The sequence below is a fragment of the Anatilimnocola floriformis genome (assembly GCF_024256385.1).
GTDB classification, from domain to species: Bacteria; Planctomycetota; Planctomycetia; order Pirellulales; family Pirellulaceae; genus Anatilimnocola; species Anatilimnocola floriformis.
In genome coordinates, this window is the sequence record NZ_JAMLFW010000001.1 from 1,356,176 (window position 1) to 1,373,998 (window position 17,823).

General features: G+C 59.0%; 11 protein-coding genes. 4 read left to right on the forward strand and 7 right to left on the reverse strand.

What is annotated here, in order from left to right; genetic code table 11:
* Positions 1-257: 257 nt before the first annotated feature.
* The gene (locus tag M9Q49_RS05645) at positions 258-605 is read left to right on the forward strand and encodes a hypothetical protein (RefSeq protein ID WP_254507731.1); all 348 of its coding nucleotides are present in this window, start codon (positions 258-260) and stop codon (positions 603-605) included.
* A gap of 87 nt (positions 606-692) precedes the next feature.
* Here the strand turns inward: M9Q49_RS05645 and M9Q49_RS05650 are convergent, their stop codons facing one another.
* From M9Q49_RS05650 to M9Q49_RS05660, 3 genes are all read right to left on the reverse strand, one after another.
* The gene (locus M9Q49_RS05650) at positions 693-1,694 is read right to left on the reverse strand and encodes a Kelch repeat-containing protein (protein ID WP_254507732.1); all 1,002 of its coding nucleotides are present in this window, start codon (positions 1,692-1,694) and stop codon (positions 693-695) included.
* 16 nt (positions 1,695-1,710) lie between these two features.
* Positions 1,711-2,679: a Gfo/Idh/MocA family protein gene (locus tag M9Q49_RS05655; protein ID WP_254507733.1), complete on the reverse strand. Its 969-nt coding sequence runs from the start codon at positions 2,677-2,679 to the stop codon at positions 1,711-1,713.
* Between the two features lie 108 nt (positions 2,680-2,787).
* Positions 2,788-7,818: a PVC-type heme-binding CxxCH protein gene (locus M9Q49_RS05660; RefSeq protein ID WP_254507734.1), complete on the reverse strand. Its 5,031-nt coding sequence runs from the start codon at positions 7,816-7,818 to the stop codon at positions 2,788-2,790.
* A 1,002-nt stretch (positions 7,819-8,820) separates the two neighbouring features.
* Here M9Q49_RS05660 and M9Q49_RS05665 point away from each other — a divergent pair.
* A complete protein-coding gene (locus M9Q49_RS05665; protein ID WP_254507735.1) occupies positions 8,821-11,076 on the forward strand; it encodes a redoxin domain-containing protein in 2,256 nt (751 codons plus the stop codon).
* 35 nt (positions 11,077-11,111) lie between these two features.
* Here M9Q49_RS05665 and M9Q49_RS05670 read toward each other — a convergent pair whose 3' ends face one another.
* Genes M9Q49_RS05670 through M9Q49_RS05680 form a run of 3 tightly spaced genes read right to left on the reverse strand, consistent with a single transcriptional unit; the run spans position 11,112 to position 13,986 of the window.
* Positions 11,112-12,152 carry an SDR family oxidoreductase gene (locus tag M9Q49_RS05670; RefSeq protein ID WP_254507736.1) on the reverse strand — a complete coding sequence of 347 codons (1,041 nt, stop codon included), beginning with the start codon at positions 12,150-12,152 and terminating at the stop codon, positions 11,112-11,114.
* A gap of 18 nt (positions 12,153-12,170) precedes the next feature.
* Complete coding sequence (locus tag M9Q49_RS05675; RefSeq protein ID WP_254507737.1) at positions 12,171-12,671, reverse strand: hypothetical protein; 501 nt, start codon at positions 12,669-12,671, stop codon at positions 12,171-12,173.
* Positions 12,661-13,986 carry an acetylxylan esterase gene (locus M9Q49_RS05680; RefSeq protein WP_254507738.1) on the reverse strand — a complete coding sequence of 442 codons (1,326 nt, stop codon included), beginning with the start codon at positions 13,984-13,986 and terminating at the stop codon, positions 12,661-12,663. The genes M9Q49_RS05675 and M9Q49_RS05680 overlap by 11 nt, the downstream gene beginning before the upstream one ends.
* Positions 13,987-14,242: 256 nt before the next feature.
* Between M9Q49_RS05680 and ftsH the strand changes: the two genes are divergently transcribed.
* On the forward strand, positions 14,243-16,231 hold the full coding sequence (ftsH, locus tag M9Q49_RS05685; RefSeq protein WP_254507739.1) for an ATP-dependent zinc metalloprotease FtsH: 1,989 nt from the start codon (positions 14,243-14,245) through the stop codon (positions 16,229-16,231).
* On the forward strand, positions 16,231-16,683 hold the full coding sequence (locus M9Q49_RS05690) for a hypothetical protein (protein ID WP_254507740.1): 453 nt from the start codon (positions 16,231-16,233) through the stop codon (positions 16,681-16,683). Before ftsH ends, M9Q49_RS05690 begins: the two co-directional genes overlap by 1 nt.
* A gap of 14 nt (positions 16,684-16,697) precedes the next feature.
* On the opposite strand, the gene preA is transcribed toward M9Q49_RS05690, so the two are convergent.
* Positions 16,698-17,819, reverse strand: coding sequence for an NAD-dependent dihydropyrimidine dehydrogenase subunit PreA (gene preA, locus M9Q49_RS05695; protein WP_254507741.1), 1,122 nt, complete (start codon positions 17,817-17,819; stop codon positions 16,698-16,700).
* Between the last annotated feature and the right edge of the window lie 4 nt (positions 17,820-17,823).

Consider the following 17,823-nt stretch of genomic DNA (forward strand, 5'->3'; position numbering starts at 1 on the left):
TCTGTGTTACAACCCCTACCACCCGCACCCCTTCAACCGTAGCCCTTCGCCAGCCGCCATACGCCCTACTATCCGGCATCTTCAGCCTGACCGAACATTTTCACTGACCGGTCTATTTTGCCAGGCCGTCAGGACGAAATCTTCTTTTGTTCCTGCCACGCTGCCTTAACCCTCAAGGCTGCAGCCACTCGAACCCTTCCCCGTCTCCCTTCGCGTCAGGTGATACTGTGCCCAAGACCAATACTGCTGAAGTCGAAATGAACCGCCGCTCTAGCGACCGCCGGACCAAGGAAGACCGCCGTAAAGAGAGCACTCCCGTCGCCGTCGAACGCCGCGCCGCCACTCCCACCGAACGCCGCAAGGCTCCGCGCCGCCGCCAAATCGACCCCACCACCTGCGAACGCGACTACTCGGGCGAAGAAATCGAATTCATGCAAGCCATGGACGCCTACAAGCGAGCCAACGGCCGCATGTTCCCCACCTGCAGCGAGATTCTCGAAGTCATCCGCGCCATGGGCTATGTCCGCGTCACGCCGACGCAAGTTGCCGAAGGGACGATCGAAGCCCCGGCTGCTGAAGTTGCTCCTGCCGAAGCCACCAACTAGTCGTCATCGAATCAAAGTAAGTCAGACCCACGCCGTCGTCGCAGGACTGGTGCGTAAGCATCAGCCCTGTGGCGTTTCTTGAGCGAGTTATTCTCCGGTCCCGGTCCAATCCTTTGGCAGTTCCAGCGACCAAACCTCGCTGCTCAGCGGCTGCGCATGGCCACCAGCGATCCACAATTTGTCCTGAAACACAAAAGCGCTGTGCTCGTGGCGTTCCTTCCACTTCGTTTCGGTTTTGAGCTCTTTCCACTCCTTGCCATCCGCCGAGTACCACACATCGTTCCAATTCTTCGCGGGATTGTTCGACCAGCCGCCGATGACCCAGATCTTGTTGCGATAGACCGCCGTTGAAAACCACAGCCGGGCCGACCACGGCGCTGCGGCGGTTTCTTGCTGCCAATGCACGCCGTCGTCCGACGACCAGACGTCGTTCACGGCTTGATACTTGGGCACATAGCTGCCGCCGCCAAAAATATAAATCTTGTTGCCAAGCACCGCGGCTTGGTGATAAGCACGCGGCGACCAGCCCGCATCGGCCGTCGCTTGCTTCCACGCTTTGCCGTCAGCGGAATACCAGACGTCGTTCTTCAAACTCTTGTCGTCGCCGAAGTAGTAGTTCTCGGTGCCGCCGAGAACCCACATTTTATTTTGAAACACGACGGACCCAGCGGCGATCCGCGGCGTCCAACCAGCCGTCGCGGTCGCTTGTTCCCACTTGTTGCCATCCGCCGAGGACCAGACTTCGCTACTTGCCGAATGTCCCGGCAAGCGGCCCTTATACCAGCCTCCCATGAACCACATGCGGTCATTGAAGACCAGCGTCATCGGCAGGTCGCTGTGTTTCCACGGCGCGTCTTTCTCCACGAGCTTCCACGCTTTGCCGTCGGTCGAGCTCCACACATCGCGCGGCGGCTCGTGGAAGGAATCGAACCAACCGCCGAAGATCCAGAGCTGATCCTTGAAGACAACCTCGCCCTGCGAATCGCGCGGCTGCCAACCGGCGTCGGCGGTGACCTTCTGCCAATTCAGCGGTTCCGCAGCAGAGAGCGATGTTGTCGCCAGGAAAATCAACCATAGAAAACGCCACATCATCTCTCTCCGAGTTTTATTGAGCGATCGCAGCGAGTCGCTCCATCCAACCTTGCACCTGCATCGCATCGGCAAAGGTGGCTCCGGCAGGAACCGCCTGTTCGCCGCGCACTACTCGGCAAAAACAACGCAGCTCCTCGGCCATCATTCCCGTCGCACTCCCCTGCCCTGCTCGAATCTCGAGAGCCAGCGGCCAAGAAGCGCGCTCGTCCCACACTTCGATTGGCCGCGGATTCGGCGAGATCCGCGCCGACCAACCTGCGCCGAAAACCTCCATCCGGTCGAAGCCACGCGGCGGCATGCCAGACGGCGTGAGATAAGAAGCCGCGAACGAAGCAATCGGGCCGTCGGCCCAAGTTAGTTGCGCGAGCGCCAGATCGATCTCGCAGCGCGAAGTGCGATGATACTGCGAGCTGAATCGCGCCGGCTCTGAGTTACCGAGCAAAGCTTGCACCGCGTACAGATCGTGAACCATCGTGGCGAACAGTGGATTCTCGCCGGGAAACTTCATGACCGTCTCAGCCGGCCGATGGCGGACGCAGTCGATGAAATGAATCGGGCCGCGAGTGGCCGCCACTTCACGCAGTTGCTGAAACTCGCTGTTGAAAAGAACGATGTGGCCGAGCATCAGGTTGCTGGAATCGGCTTTCACCAGCGAAGAGAGTTGCTGAGCGTCCGCCAGATTATCGGCAATCGGCTTTTCCAGCAGCACGCATTTGCCGGCCCGTAACAGCGCACTCGTCACGGCCACATGCTCTGCCGTCGAGCAGGCGACAACCCACGCTTCGGCATCGGATTCGGCAATCGCGCGCGATAGATCGGTCCAGCCGCGCACGCCGGGCAACTCATTCGCCACTGCGGCCAGGCTTTCCTGCCGCCGCGCGACGAGGCCGACGAGTTCCGCTTCGGCCAACTTCGCCAACGTCAACGCATGCAGTCGCCCGAAACGCCCGAGACCGACGACGCCGATTTTGACAGGCTGCATGCGAGGAATCGACTGTAGCTGAATTCGCCAGAATTCAGCTGGTGACGATCCGTTGCCCGGTTCTGAATTCTGGCGAATTCAGCTACGTTGTCGTCGTGCTACGCGATCTTAATGAGCGTGATCGTGCTGATGGCCACCAGCGCCAAACAGCGGGTGCTGTTTGTTGCCGCGGGCATGCACGAACGCGATCAGGTCGAGAATTTCTTCCTTGGTTAGTTTGTCGAGCAAGCCCTTCGGCATGATCGAGACCTTCGATAGTTGCCGTTCCTCGATCTCGCTCTTCTTGATCGTGATCGGCTCGGCTTTCGCCAGCGGGTTCTCGATCAACTTCAGCGAGTCGGGCGTTTCCTCCAGCACAAGGCCCGTCTTGGCCTGGCCGTTCGTGAGGAGCAGTTGCACCGTCTGGAATTTCTCGTTGATCTTGGCCGATGGATCGAGGACTTCCTTGAGCACGTCGAGTTGCGTCAGCTTCGCGTCGAGCTTCGTCAGATCCGGACCAAATGCATTGCCGACGTTGTCGACCTTGTGACAGGCAATGCAATTTGCCACCGTGAACATCTGCTTGCCGGTCGCGAACGAACGGCCTTTCATCTGTTCGACGGAGGGACCGAGATCGGCCAGCTTCCATTCGGTGCGCGGGCGATTGCTGGCCAGCAGAGGATCGCTGGGCTCGATCTTGTTCGCCGCGAGATAACCTTCCGGATCGGCCTGATAAGCGTCGAGATCTTCGACGACGTACAGCGCGCCGTACATCCGTCGCCAGTGACCGGGATACGTGCAAACGTACGGATAAACGCCCGGCTTCTTCGGCGCCGTGAAGCTCAACCGTTGAGTCGCTCGCGGCTGCAGCAAGTTGCTGCCGAGCAGCACGAGCGGCGAATTCGGCACGAACTGCCGGGCCGCGAACTCGGGCTTCTGCGAATTAGCTTCGGCTTGCAAGCCGATCTCTTCGAGTTTGCCGGGCTGCAGAATGACGAAGTTGTGCGGCATGAGGTCGGAGTTTTCGAGCACGAACTCCACCGGTTTGCCGGCGCGAACGACGAGCACATCTTTATCGAACGACATCTTTTCAAAGACCGTGCCGAGGCGAATCACCCGCACGCCGAGCTCGCTGAGTTCGGCGCGAGACTTCTTCGCCGCGTCGGCAGGCAGGAGCGAAGCGAGCGCGTCGGCGAATTCGAGCGCGTCGAGCGCCGCCGGCGAAGTGCGGTTCGCGGCCGGTACGCTCTTCACATACGTCACTACTTCTTGCAGCAACTCCGGCGCACTTTCCTTCGGCCAAGCCGAGCGCGGCAAACGTTGCAGCGCACGGATGGCCGCAGTGCGATCATCGGCCGATTTGAGGAACGGCGCGAGGAGTCCAAACGTTTTTGCTTCCTGACCGCGGATCTGCGCGAGAGCCTGCATGGCTGCATGGCGGATCACGCCTTCCGGGCCTCCGCCGCCGAGTTCAAAACGGCTGCTGAGCTTCGGCGCCGCGATCTTCTCTTGCTTCCACACATCGTTCCGTTGCGCGTCGAGCACTCGCAGCGTGAAGCCTTCGAGCCGGCTACTCAGTTCATCGGCCCGGTTGAAGACCGCGATGCTATCGATCGGATATTCATCACCGAGATCGACTTCCCACCAGGGCGAATCGCCATTTTCCTGGGTGTGGGTTTGCGTACCGCTGCCGTAGCTGGAGTCAGTTTTGCCGTCGATGGCCCGCGGGGCATCGCCGCCGTAGGCTGTGTTCTTTTGCGATGCTTTGCCCTGACGTGCGATGTTTTGATCGCCCGAATAAACTTCCACTTCGGCCAGCGTCAGCGTGCCGCGGCGGGGAAGTTCGACGCGAATGTAACGGCCGAAGGTTCCCTTGCCGGCATGCTTCGGATCGGCGAGGTTCGCCGGCAAGCCCTTGAGCAGCGGCTCGATCTGAGCATACAAACTGGCTTTCAAATTCGGATCGGAAACGAGCGGCACGGCAGCGACAAAATCCTGCAGCCGTTTCACATCACCGCTGGCTAGCTTCCAAGCCTTGGTCGTTTCGTCGTCGACTTGGATCAGCGCGACGTAACCGATTTGGCGGAGCAGTGGTTGCTTCGCTTTGATCGCGAGCCCTTCGAGCTCCGCGCGAACCGGCGCGAGTTCCGCAGCGCTGCGACTGGTGAGCAAGCGGATCAGATCGAAAATCACACTGGTATCGACATTCGCGCCGCGGCGATCGATTTCGGCGATGCCGTCCATCACGACTCGCAGTTGCGGCTTCTTCTCCATGTTCGAAAGACCAACGACGGCTTCTTGTCGCTGTTCGTCGCGCAGACCCGGGCGATAAAGCAACTCGGTGAAGACTTCTCGCGTGCGCGGTTCTTTCAGCAGTGCTTCGTTCGAAAGATTACGCAGAAAGTAGCGAGCGCCGGCCGGAGTCTTGAAAGTGATCTTCTGCCCCGCGGCTGCGGCAGCATCGACGATCGGCTTCAAGGTTTTCATCGTTTCGCTCTGCACGTAGGTCAGCTTGTCATCCGTGGGTAGCTCGGCAGCGATCAGAGCAATTTCGGCCGCTTCGGGCACCGTAAAGAAGCTCGCTGCACGAACGGCTTCGAGGCGGACCTTCGGATGTTCGTCGCCAGCCGCGGTAAACAGCAACGGCAGCGCTTCATCGACTCGATCGCGCCAATAGCAGAGAACGCGAACGGCGGCAGCCCGCGCGCGGAACTCGGGCGAAGCGAGCTCGCGCCTCAGCAGCGGCAGATCGACGATGTTGTGGTGCTGATGCAGCCACAGTGCTTCCAGCATGTGGTGTTCGTAGCTCACATCTTTCTTATCGAGTGACAGGTACCACTGATTGGCGGCGGGAATCACATCGGTGGTCGGCCGCGCGCTCAGTTCGAGGCGAGCGCGATAACGAACGCGATCGTCGGGGTGCTTCAGCACTTCGAGCAACTGCGGAATGGTCTGCTTGGCGTCGATTCGTGGGGCTTCTACCAGTTGGCGACCCTTGTGCGTGACGCGATAGACACGGCCATACGTGCGATTGCGATTGGGATCGCGCAAGTTGTGCTGCATGTGGCCGATGATCGGGTTGTGCCAATCGGTGAAATAGATGGCGCCATCCGGGCCAACTTCGATATCGGCGGGGCGGAAGTTGGGATCGCTGCTGGACACGATCGGCTCGACTTCGGTGGCCGTCAGGCTCGAACCGGTGTCGTCGACCTTGTACTGTAGAATCCCTTGAAAACCGATGACGTTCGGCACGAGCAGGTTGCCGCGAAACTCTTCAGGAAAATGACTGCTGGAGAGAATCTCGAGTCCCGAGCAGGGGCGCGTTCGCTGTTGATAAACATGCGGCGGGCCGGCGTGCTTGTTGGGATAGTTGACGTGGCCCGAGAAGAGGGCGCCGTGCGTGGGAACCGCGCCCGTGCCGTCGATCACAACGTCTTCGCCCCATTTGTCGAAGACGTGACCGTGCGGATTGGCGAAGCCGTGCGAAACGTAAACGTCGAACTTCTGAGCCCGCGGTTCGTAGCGAAAGACCGCGCCATTGGCGACGCGCCGCGGCGCACCCCAGGGAGTCTCGACCTGCGTGTGATGGAACGTCCCTTCTTGAAAATAAAGCGCGCCGCCCGGATCGAGCGTGAAGCTGTTCGAGGTGTGATGCGTATCGGCAGTGTCGAGGCCGTGCAGCAGCGAGATGCGCACGTCGGCCTTATCGTCGCCGTCGGTGTCTTTGAGAAAGAGAATGTCCGGCGCCATCGCCACGATCACGCCGCCGTTCCAGAATTCAAAGCCGGTCGGGTTATGAATGTCGCTGACGAAGGGCGTGCATTTGTCGGCCCGGCCATCGCCGTTGGTGTCTTCCAGAATGAGGAGCTTGTCGTTCATCGGCTCCGTCGGTTTCCAGTGCGGATAGGTCGGCCAGACCGCGACCCACAACCGGCCGCGTGGATCAAAGGCCATCTGCACCGGGCTGGCCAGCTCTGGAAAATCGGCTTCCGAGGCAAAGAGCTCAACCTTCAGATCTTTGTGCACCGTCATCCGCGAAATGGCATCTTCGCCGTCGAGGAACAAGTGCTTGCCGCCCGGCAGCGGACCGGGCTTGTTGCTGACGACCGGAATGAACGGCGGGAGATTGGTCTCGGCCAGTTCGACTTTCTTTCCCTGAGCGATTTCCCACACTCGGCTGTCGCGGTTCGCTGTCTGCACGTCGAGCACTTCGAGCTCGCGCTGACCGACTTCGTAGTTCGATTGACCGCCCGTGAAACGCAGGAACGCGCGATCGCCGTAGACCGAAAAGCCGTCGGTCGTGCGATAGCGATGGAACCAGTAGAAGTTCTTGTCGACGACTGCTTTGCGCAGCGGCTCGAGCGCCTTGGGATCTTGCACGGCAGTGGTGCGGCCAGGAAAGAGGGCAGCATCGGCAGCGGCAGCGATGTAGAAATCGCCGAGGTCGTTCAAGTGAATGCCGTTGATGGTGAGCGGCTCTTTGTTGGCAGCGTAGGCTTGTTGCGACGGCGCGAAGAGATCAACAAAGACGATCTCTTTGGCTGTGGCGACTTCGGCCATCGCCTTCGTGTACAGCGCCAGGCGGACGTTGTTCTCCTTGCCATCGGGCAAGTTGCGATCTTCGAGATCTTCGTGTGCGATCGGTGAGAAGAGCACGATCTGCGGCGCGCTCTTGCCGTTGTATTTTTGTGCTCGCCAATGATCGATCTGATCGGCGAGTTGCTTCTTAAAAGCTTCGAGCCCCCCCTGCCCTGCGAACGATTCGTTGTAGCCGAAGAACGCGAAGATGACGTCAGCTTTGGTGTTCGTCAGCTCGAAGCGGTTCTGGCGGACCGGGGCATCTTTGTTGAGCTTATCGGGCTGCGGGATTTTTGCTTCGCCGCGGAGCCATTCATCGGGCGTGCCGAAGTCTTTGGAGCGGAGCCGCGTAGTGAGCTCATCGGCAGAGTAACCGAGATTGCGAAAGACCAGCTGATGCTGCGGGTAGCGGGCATGCAGCCGAGTCTCGAGCCAGCCGACGTGTTGCATCCGCTCGGCGAGCGTGTTGCCGACGATGCAGATGTGATCGCCCGGTTTCAGTTCGAGCTGCTGAGCACTGGCGATGCCGCCGAGCAGAAATACGAACGCGATGGCGAGAAGCGAACGAACAGTCGTGAGCATGCCAACAGGCTCCAGCAGGAGTTGCACAAGCGTAGGAGGGGATCGGCGAGTTATTGCCGGGAGTATCCGGGTTATCACCGGGAGTATCCGGGTTATCACCGGGAGTACCCGGGGCCGCCGCGGGAAGGTGTGATTATGGGCTGCCGGTGCGGGTGAATTCCAGTACGTAAGCGGCCCGCGAATCCCACTCCGTTGCGACTCTGGTTTCCGTCGCTGATCTCGGGAGGGCGAGGCTCCCGCCGAGCCGCGGCGGTTGAAAGCAGGCGCTGGCGGCCCTCACAGTTCCACCTTAGCGGCTCGGCAGGAGCCTCGCCCTCCCGTCGCTCGCCAACAGCGTCCCTAGTTAACTTGGTGCCACCCAAAAGAGTGGCAATAAAGTGCGATATTTGGAACGCCATATTGCAGGCGGTTCTTGTCGCTAAGTATTTCTAAGTAATGATTTGCGCAAGAAACAGCTTTTTGTATGGCTTGTTATATTCCGGGGGTATGAAAGGGGGGCGTCACCGGAAACCGCCAGACTCCCTCGCCCCGCTCGGGGAGAGGGGCTGATCTGAGTTTGAACTCAATTTTCTGGGGAACTGGTTGGCAGTGCGCAGCGCGTGCTCATTAGCAGAGCACGGGCTCTCGCTTCGGTTTAACCCCTCACCCCCAGCCCCTCTCCCCGAAGCGGGGCGAGGGGAGCAGGATTATTAAAGGGATCTGCCTCGCCCTCCCAAATGAGCGCTGGCGTGAACGGTTACGATTGCGCTCAGCGGCGGACCTAAGTTGGAAGTTCACAACTATATGATGAAGTGTGTTGGTTTATTTGAGGATGTGTTGGCGATGACTTGTTCAGTTGAGCAATAATCTCCCTCAAGGTCGGTTGCCGAGCAAAGTTCCCGCCTTTCGGCCTTGATTTGATCGCTGGACGAAACCTAAGTTGAGCGGCTGAGGTTATATCGCTAGGAATCGGACGGCGGCGACGGATCGATCTTTTCGCAGGGGTAATTGGAAATGCTTCGAATGAATCGAGTTCTGAGAATGATGGCAGGCCTGTGCGTGGCCGTGCTGGGTGCTGGGAACTGCCTCGCCGCGGATGCCGCACCCGCTGGCAAACCTGTGAAAGAGTTCTCGCTGCAGGATTTTCGCGGCAAGAGTTGGTCGTTTGCCGATGCGAAGGAGCAAAAGGTCCTGGTGCTGGCGTTCCTTGGTTGTGAATGCCCCCTCGCTGGGCAATATGCCGAGACGCTGCGGACCATTGCCGAAAAGCAAGGGAAAGACGTCGCCGTGTGGGGCATCTTTGCGAATCAGCAAGATGCACTGTCGGAAATGGCTGCGTTTGCAAAGGACCATCGCATTGAATATCCGCTGCTGAAGGATGCCGGCAACGTGGTCGCCGATCAACTGAAGGCCACCCGCACGCCGGAAATTGTGGTGCTCGATCAACAGCGGATTGTCCGTTATCAGGGCCGCATCGACGATCAATTCACCTATGGCAAAGCTCGACCGAAGGCTGAGCATGATTACCTGGGCGATGCGATTGCCGCGCTCCTCGCCGGCAAGAATCCTGAGATCTCGCACGCCGAGCCGGTCGGCTGTTTGATTGGCAAGAAGCTGAAGCCGGATGAAAAGAGCCCGGTGACTTATACGCAGCACATCGCGAAGATTCTCAACGACCGCTGCGTGAACTGCCATCGCGCGGGCGAGATCGGGCCGTTTTCGCTCACCAGCTATGACGAAGCGGTCGGCTGGGCGGAAATGATTGCCGAAGTTACGGCCGACAATCGCATGCCGCCGTGGCACGCCAATCCGGCGCACGGCAAGTTTCGCAACGACGCCCGCCTGAGCGATCAAGAGAAGCAACTCATCAAGCAATGGGTCGACCACGGCGCTCCGCAGGGTGATGTCGCTCTGCTGCCGACGCCGCCGAAGTTCACCGAGGGTTGGCAAATCGGCGAGCCCGACTTGGTCGTTTATATGTCGGACAAGCCGGCAAATATTCCCGCCAAGGGAGAGGTGAAGTATCAGTATTTTCAAGTCGATCCCGGTTTCACCGAAGACAAATGGGTGACGGCAGCCGAGTGCCGACCGGGCAACCGAGCGATCGTGCATCACATCATTCTTGGCATCGCGCAGATGAACGGCAAAGGCCGCAACGTGGGCGATGTCCATTCCGAATGGCTGACCGCGACCGCGCCGGGTGCTCGGCCGCTGGTGCTGAATGACGGCCATGCGAAGCTGATTCCCGCCGGTTCGAAGCTGGTCTTTCAGATGCACTACACCCCCAACGGTGTGCCGCAGACCGACCGTAGCTGCGTTGGCCTGAAGTTCACCGATGCGAAGAACGTTCGTCATCAAGTAGGAACCGATCAGGCCGGCAACCGCGGCCTGCGAATTCCCGCTGGTGAGGCGAATTACAAGATCGATGCGATTCATCCTTTCAGCAGCGATATGAAATTACTCGCCCTCTTTCCGCACATGCATCTACGCGGCAAAAGCTTTCGCTACACGGCCGTGTATGCCGATGGCAAGGAAGAGATTTTGCTCGATATTCCCCGCTACGACTTCGCCTGGCAGAACGGCTATGAATTTGCCGAGCCGATTTTGATGCCGCGCGGATCGCGACTGCGCTGCGAAGCGATGTATGACAACTCGAAGGAAAACCTGGCCAATCCTGATCCGACGTCCGTCGTTCGCTGGGGCGATCAGACCTGGGAAGAGATGATGATCGGTTACTTCGATGCCACACCGGCTGAGGAAACCAAGGTCGTCAGCAAGCCGTCTCGCGCGATGGAATTTGCCGCGGCCGCCGCGAAGCAGCCGCCGCATTTGTCGCCGGAACTGAAGTCGCTGGCCAAGGAAGCGCTGAACTCGGATGAAAAGCTGATGGCCTTCGGCTTGGAACTGCGCAAGACCGTGCCGCAACTCGATCGTGTGTGCTGGACGGCGATTGAAGGCGATAAGTTGAATATTGCTCGCGTCGCGCAAGATCCGCAGATCACCAAAGTGATCGGCGGCTCGGGGAAGAAGATCAGCACCAGCGTTACCGCGATCAGCAACTACGTGAAGCAGAAAGAGCCGATCGTGATCAAGAATCTCGCCGAGCAAAAGTCGCTCGACATGCAGTTCATGTCGCGCGTCTACGGCAGCAGCGTTCACGTGCCAGCGACGATCGGCGAGTCGACCGGCACCGTGAACTTCTGGAGCATGGAGTCAGCCGCATTTCCGCCCGAAGCGGTCGCGCTTCTCAAAGAAGCGGCTGAGCTCTTAAAGAAGTAGGTCAATCGTTGGAGCCCTGGGTGTGGAACGGAGTCCTAAATCAACCGTCGTCCCGGGTTCCGATACAAAATCTCCGCCAGCAGTTCTGGTGAACCTTGTTCGCCATTCCGCTCGGCGTGCCACTCGCGGTGCGTTGGCACGAACTCGGGATGGTAAGGCCAGGGATCGAATGGTTCGTAGCCGATGGCGGTGGCCAGGCGGCTGCTGTTCATGCTGACGTCGCCCGCGCGCGGCGGCAGCGGGCCGGCTTCGATGCGGTTGCAGCCCATGAGGTCTTCCGGCCGATAGCCGCCGACGCGGTTCACGACCTGGGCGATTTCATACAGGCTGAGCGAGAGAGGACCGCCGGCGTGATACAGGCCGGTCAGCTCCCGTCGTGCGAGGACGTCGAGCAAGAGCGGACTGAGACAATCGGTGTAGGTTGGCGTGCGGCGCTCATCGAAATAAAGCGTCGCGGGCTTTTGTTTTTTGAAACGGGATTGAATCCAATCGATGGCCCCCGCATGGCCGTTGAAGCTCACGCCCATCGGTAGCGAGATCCGCAGCATCGCAGCGCTCGGTCGTTCACGGGCAATCAGCTCTTCGGCTTCGACCATCGTCTTGCCGTAGATGGTCACGGGATCGGTTGCATCATCCTCAAGATGATTGCCGCCGCGAGTGCCGGAGAATACGAGATCGATCGAGAGATGCACGAGTCGCACATCGCTGGCCGCAATCGTTTCTAGCAGCACTTCCATACTGCGAACGTTGATCCGCCGCGCCATCACCGGATCGAGCTCGCACGACTTCAGCTTGCAAGTTCCCTCGCAATGCAACACGCCGGCGAACTGATGCTCGTCGAACAACCGCCGCATTGCATCGCGGTCATCCATGTTGCAGGGGATAATGCCGGGGCCAGAGAGAGGCCAATAGTCGGTACGGCGAATGGCGAGCACCTGCGAACCAAAGCGGGCGCGCAGGAATTGAAACGCGTTATAGCCGGCAACTCCAGCGAGGCCGGTGACGAGCAGCGGCAGTGGTGGAGTCGCATCCTTCGGTCGATTCGCCGGCGGAGAAATATCGCTAAAGCTATTCATCAATTCTGCTCAAACAAACTATTCACTAGGTTCCCGCCGAAAATCATCCAAGCCACCGAACTCTTCGTACTCGTCGATCGACCAGCCCAGCAATCGCCAACCGCTTTCACCTTGGAAGTTGTTCATTTCCCAGTCATCGTCTGCTGCATCCGCCTTCGCGTATCGCATGAAGATGTGATTTCGGCCATCTACCGTTGTCGCTACGCGGCGGCCCGCGACATATAGATAGAGCCAGCCTTGCACGCCGACGTACTGCCCGTTTTCACCTTCATAATTCGAGGCTCCGAACACTCCCCGAACTTGAAAGTCTAAGGGCTGACCAACGGGAAGCACGGACCAAAATTCCGCGCAAAAACCGTGTGACTTTCCTTCGCCGACCAGTGCGTTTTCAGCGCGAGTCAGCTTTCGATTGAGGCACTCGGCAAGCCGATCCAAAAGATGGTCGATGACGCCTTGCCACTCGGCGGGCGTTAAGCCGCCGCGCTGTGGCGATGTCCATAGCAGGTCGTTAGGACTCATCTTTTTTGGGTTGTTTGTCGTGCAAATACTTATCCAAAAACGGCCCAAACTTGGCGTAGTACGCTTTGTGATCGCCACCGTGATCGGCGGCGGGCATGATCACGACTTCATGCGGACCTTGCAGCTGGTTGATCGTGGCAAAGATTCCTTCGGCAGGACAAACCGGATCGACCAGGCCGAGACCGATCAGGCCGGGGCACTTTGCTCGCGTGGCAAAGTTCATCGCATCGAAGTAGCGCGATGTCGTCAGCATTTTTTGTTCGTCTTTCTTCTGCCAAACACGGCTGGCCCAGTTTGGCCAACCGGGCAAACGGCCGGCTTGTTTGCCGGTGTGATCGCAACCAGCGGGCACGTTCGCGGCAAAGGCGGTCACGGCGGGATGAATGCCAGCGGTCACGATGGCTTGGTAACCACCCTGGCTGCCGCCTTGCACGAGCAGATGCTTGCCATCCCAATCGGGCCGTTGCGTGATGAAATCGACCGCGCGGCGGCAAGAGAGAAACATCGGCAAGAAGTAGCTCGTCTCACGGTCCTCGTTGCCGATGCCGGGATAGTCGTTCAGTTCCTTGGCGGCTTTTTCTTTGTAGAAGTCGGCCGATTCATCAATGGGCAAATCGTGCGCGATGATGTTGAACGCCAGGCGACCTTGCTTCGCATGATCGACGACCCAGCCACGATTAAGCGGATAAACCCCGGCCCATTGCACCGTCAGCACTGCCGGCAGCTTCTCGCCACCAACCGGCTTTGCCAGTTGGCCGTAGATTTTCTTACCCTTGATGTTGTCCATCGTCACTTTGTAATACTCGACCTTCTTATCGCCGATGTCGACCGGCTCGAGTTTCACGTTCATCGGAATGGCGTCGAGTTCGGCGATCTTGGCTTTCCAAAAGGCATCGAAGTCATCCGGCGGCGGTGAAGAAGCGGCGATCTTCTCGGGAGCAAAAACCGCAGCGGCAACACCCTTCACTTCCTTGCCTTCCTCGGGCTTGAACTTTACATCCAGCAAAATCAAGCCGGGCGTCTTCTGCGCAGCGTCCTTATCTTGATGAGTGATGGTAATCGCTTCGGCACCTGGCTTCGTCATCCCCTTGGTGACTTCGATCAAACCTCCACGGCGGATGGAATACGTGGCCGCGCCAAAAACCGGCTTGTCGCCATCCTTGACCTCGATAGTCCAAACCACTTCATCGCCGGGCTGATAAACGCCGGTCGCTTGGTTGGCCAAAATCGTCAACTTCGGCTCGGCCGTGGTGACGGCAGGAATCAAACACGCGACCAGGCACGTCGCGAAACAGAGCAAGCGGCGGTTGAGCATGGGAGGGACCTCAGAGGGTGGGATTTGACAAGCACCAATGATAACCCAGAGTTATCGTTGCGAGTACGCTGGTTGTCGCTGCGGGTACGCAGGAGGCAGCCGTTGTCAAGCAAAGTGCGTACAAACCGCAACCGTCCCCCGGCGGGATGCACAACTTGCCCCATGGTGGATAGAATGTCCTGCGGAACCGCACAGACCCGCTGACGGGTCTGCTTACCATGGAACGACGAACAATCTCAACTTGAGCTTAGGTGTTATGGAGAAGTACGAACAGGAAGATGGCGACGGCGAAAACCGGCGAGGAACGCCGCGCACCGCAGGGCTGGGGCTGATGCTCTTGCTGGGCATCATGCTGATGGTGGGCACGATCTTTTTCGTGCAACAAAAGCGCGACGTCACCATGATTCCGGTCAGCTTTCTGGAAGAGCAGCTGACGGCGCAAAATGTCTTGCAGGTCACCATGGGCCAAACCAAGGCCGAAGGTATCTTCAAGGAACCGCCGCTGCTGCCGCCGCAGTTGAACCAAAAGGGTCAACTCGAGCAGCAACTAAACGCCGATAAAACGCCCAAAAAGGCGACTCGCAAGTTCGCTGTCTTTCTCGATCCCAATTGGAGCAAGGACACCGCCTTTGCCGAGTTGCTCCGCAAGAGCGGCGCTCAAGTCGAGGCCGAGCCCTACAGCGATCCGACCTACACCCTTTATTTCATGGTGATGGCCGTTTCCATCATCTTGTTTGTGATCGTGATGTGGTTCATGCGCCGCACGCAATCGCAAATGATGGGTGGCGGCTTCTTCTCGGGCTTCGGCCGCAGCCCGGCCAAACGCTACGAAGCCTCTCGCCAGGCGATCACTTTCAAAGATGTCGCCGGCGTCGAAGGCGTGAAAGCCGATCTGCAAGAGATCGTCGAGTTCTTGAAAACGCCGAAGAAATTTCAACGCCTGGGTGGCCGCGTGCCAAAGGGTGTGCTGCTGAACGGCCCACCGGGAACGGGCAAAACGCTGCTGGCTCGCGCTGTCGCGGGCGAAGCCGGCGTGCCGTTCTACTCGGTCAACGGTTCCGAATTTATCCAGATGTTCGTCGGCGTGGGCGCGAGTCGCGTCCGCGACTTGTTCCGCAATGCCAAAGAAAATTCGCCGGCCATCATCTTCATCGATGAAATCGATGCCGTCGGTCGGCAGCGTGGCGCCGGCCTTGGCGGCGGTCACGACGAGCGCGAGCAGACGCTGAATCAAATCCTCAGCGAAATGGATGGTTTTAATCAGACCGATTTCGTTATCGTGATGGGCGCGACCAACCGGCCCGACGTTCTCGATCCCGCCTTGCTGCGGCCAGGCCGATTCGACCGTCACGTCACCGTCGGCAAGCCGACACAAAAGGCCCGCGTCGACATTTTCAAAGTTCACACCCGCGACGTGCCGCTCGGCGATGATGTCGATCTCAATGTCCTCGCCTCGCTGACCATTGGTCTGACTGGCGCCGACATTCGCAACATCGTCAACGAAGCGGCCCTCTGGGCTGCCCGTCTCGATAAGAACAAGGTCGAGATGTCGGACTTCGAATACGCTCGCGACAAGGTTCTGATCGGGCCGAAGCGGGAAGAAGTCTTGCAAGCCAAGGAAAAGGAAAAGACGGCGTATCACGAAGCGGGTCACACGATTCTCGCGTGGGTACTGCCCGGCGCGCATCGCGTTCACAAAGTGACGATTGTTCCTCGCGGTCAAACGCTCGGCACGACGCAAATGCTGCCGTCCGAGGAGCGGATGAGCATGAGCGAAAGCGAACTCCGCGATCAGTTGGTCGTGCTACTCGCCGGTCGGGCTGCCGAACTGATTATGTACGGCGAAGGAACGATCGGTGCGCAGAACGACCTCGAGCGGGCCACGGCCATCGCTCGGCGAATGGTCACCAGTTGGGGCATGAGCAAGCAGATCGGGCCGGTCGCTTTCAAAATGAGCGATGATGATCCGTTCCTCGGCCGCGAAATGCACCAGCAGCGGACCTTCAGCGAACACACGATGGAGCGAATCGACGAAGAGATCGGCCGCATCCTGCGCGAAGCCGCCGAACGGGCCAACAAAATCCTCACCGACAACCGCGAGAAGCTCGACAAGCTCTCGTTCCGGCTGATCGAAAAGGAAGAGCTCGACGACGAAGACATCACGCTCGTCCTCGGCCCCTCGGTGCAATCGCGCAGCGGTTCGCCCGATCGGCAAACGGTCGAAGTGCCGCGGAATACGCCGTAATGGGCTACTACGTCCGGGCGTTTTGCAAAGCGTCGCAGCTCCCCTCGCCAGCTGTGCTTACGGAATGGCTGGCCGGGCGCGCGCCCGAAGTGCACTTGGATGTGGAAGATCCCGCCGCATCCGATTGGTCGCATTTGGAGTTGGTCTACCATCCTGATCGCCAGCCGATCGTGGTGGAGTTGAGTGGCGATGAGATGGTGAGCGACGAAGTCGAAGAGTTCATCGAACTCATCGGCAAGCCGGGAAAATCAGCGCACAAACGCCACGTCCTCGACCATCTTGCCCAAACCAAAATGGTCGTCGCCTGCCAACTACTCGGCGACATCGACGATGCTGGCTACGAAGCTAACTATCAGTTCCTGAGCTACTTCGTCGAACACTGCGACGCTCTGATCCAAGCCGACGGCGAAGGCTTTTACGACGGCGATAAGGTGATCGTTCGGATCGATTGAGATGCCGCGGCGAGCTAGTTACTCGCCAGCGCATCACTCTGCTTCACGAACGCATCGCCGTGCCATTCGGTGTCCTTCGTGACCACACCGCTGGTCTTCGCCTTGGCAGCGGCGCGGGCTTCAGCTTGCCGCTTTACCAGGTCTGAGTGAGTCGTGAAGTACTGCAGGCTGTGCCCCTTGAAGTCGCTGATCGTTTCAAACTTGTGCTTGTCCATGAAGGCCAGCAAGTCGTCCTTCATCTTCTTCACGCAGTCGTAACCGACCTTCATCACGCCGGTACAAACCTGCACCGTGTCGGCGCCAAGGAGAATGAACTGGGCTGCATCCGCGCCGGTTTCGATTCCACCGATGCCGCTCAGGCTGCGATCGGGATAGTGCGCGCGAATCGCTTCGGCGCATTCCTTCACCATCCGCAGCGCGATCGGTTTCACGGCTACACAGCTATAACCGCCGGGCGTGCTGTACCCTTCCACACACGGTTCAGGCCGTAGCGTGTCGAGATCGACGCTCGTCACGGACAAAATTGTGTTGATCGCGCTTACTCCCTGGCAACCGCCGCGGAGAGCTGCGATGGCGGTTTCGTCGATGTGCGTGATATTCGGCGTGAGCTTGGCCCAGACGGGAATTTTCGCGACGCTCATCACCCAGCGACAAACTTCTTCCATCAGCGCACAATCCTGGCCCATCGCGGAGCCCATTTTGCGCTCGGGCAATCCGTGCGGGCATGAGAAGTTGAGTTCGAACGCAGCCACGCCAGTGGCTTGCACGCGCTCGACGATTTCGCACCAACGGTCCTTGTTGTATTCCTCCATGATCGAAGCAATGACGCAGCCGTCGGGATACTTATCTTTCAGGCGTTTGAACTCGTCGATCCAAACGTCGAACGACCTATCAGAAATCAGTTCGATATTCTGCCAACCGATAATTTGACCACTATCGGATCGCAGGCGGGCATACCGCGGCTGGACGTTGATGACCTTCGAGGCATCGAGCGAGATCGTCTTGGCGATCACCGCGCCCCAGCCTTCGTCAAACGCTTTGCCGATGACGTTGCCGTTCGTACCCGGCGGTCCGCTGCCGATCACAAAGGGGTTGGGGAGTTTCAAACCATCGACGGTGGTGGCGAGCGTAGGCATGACG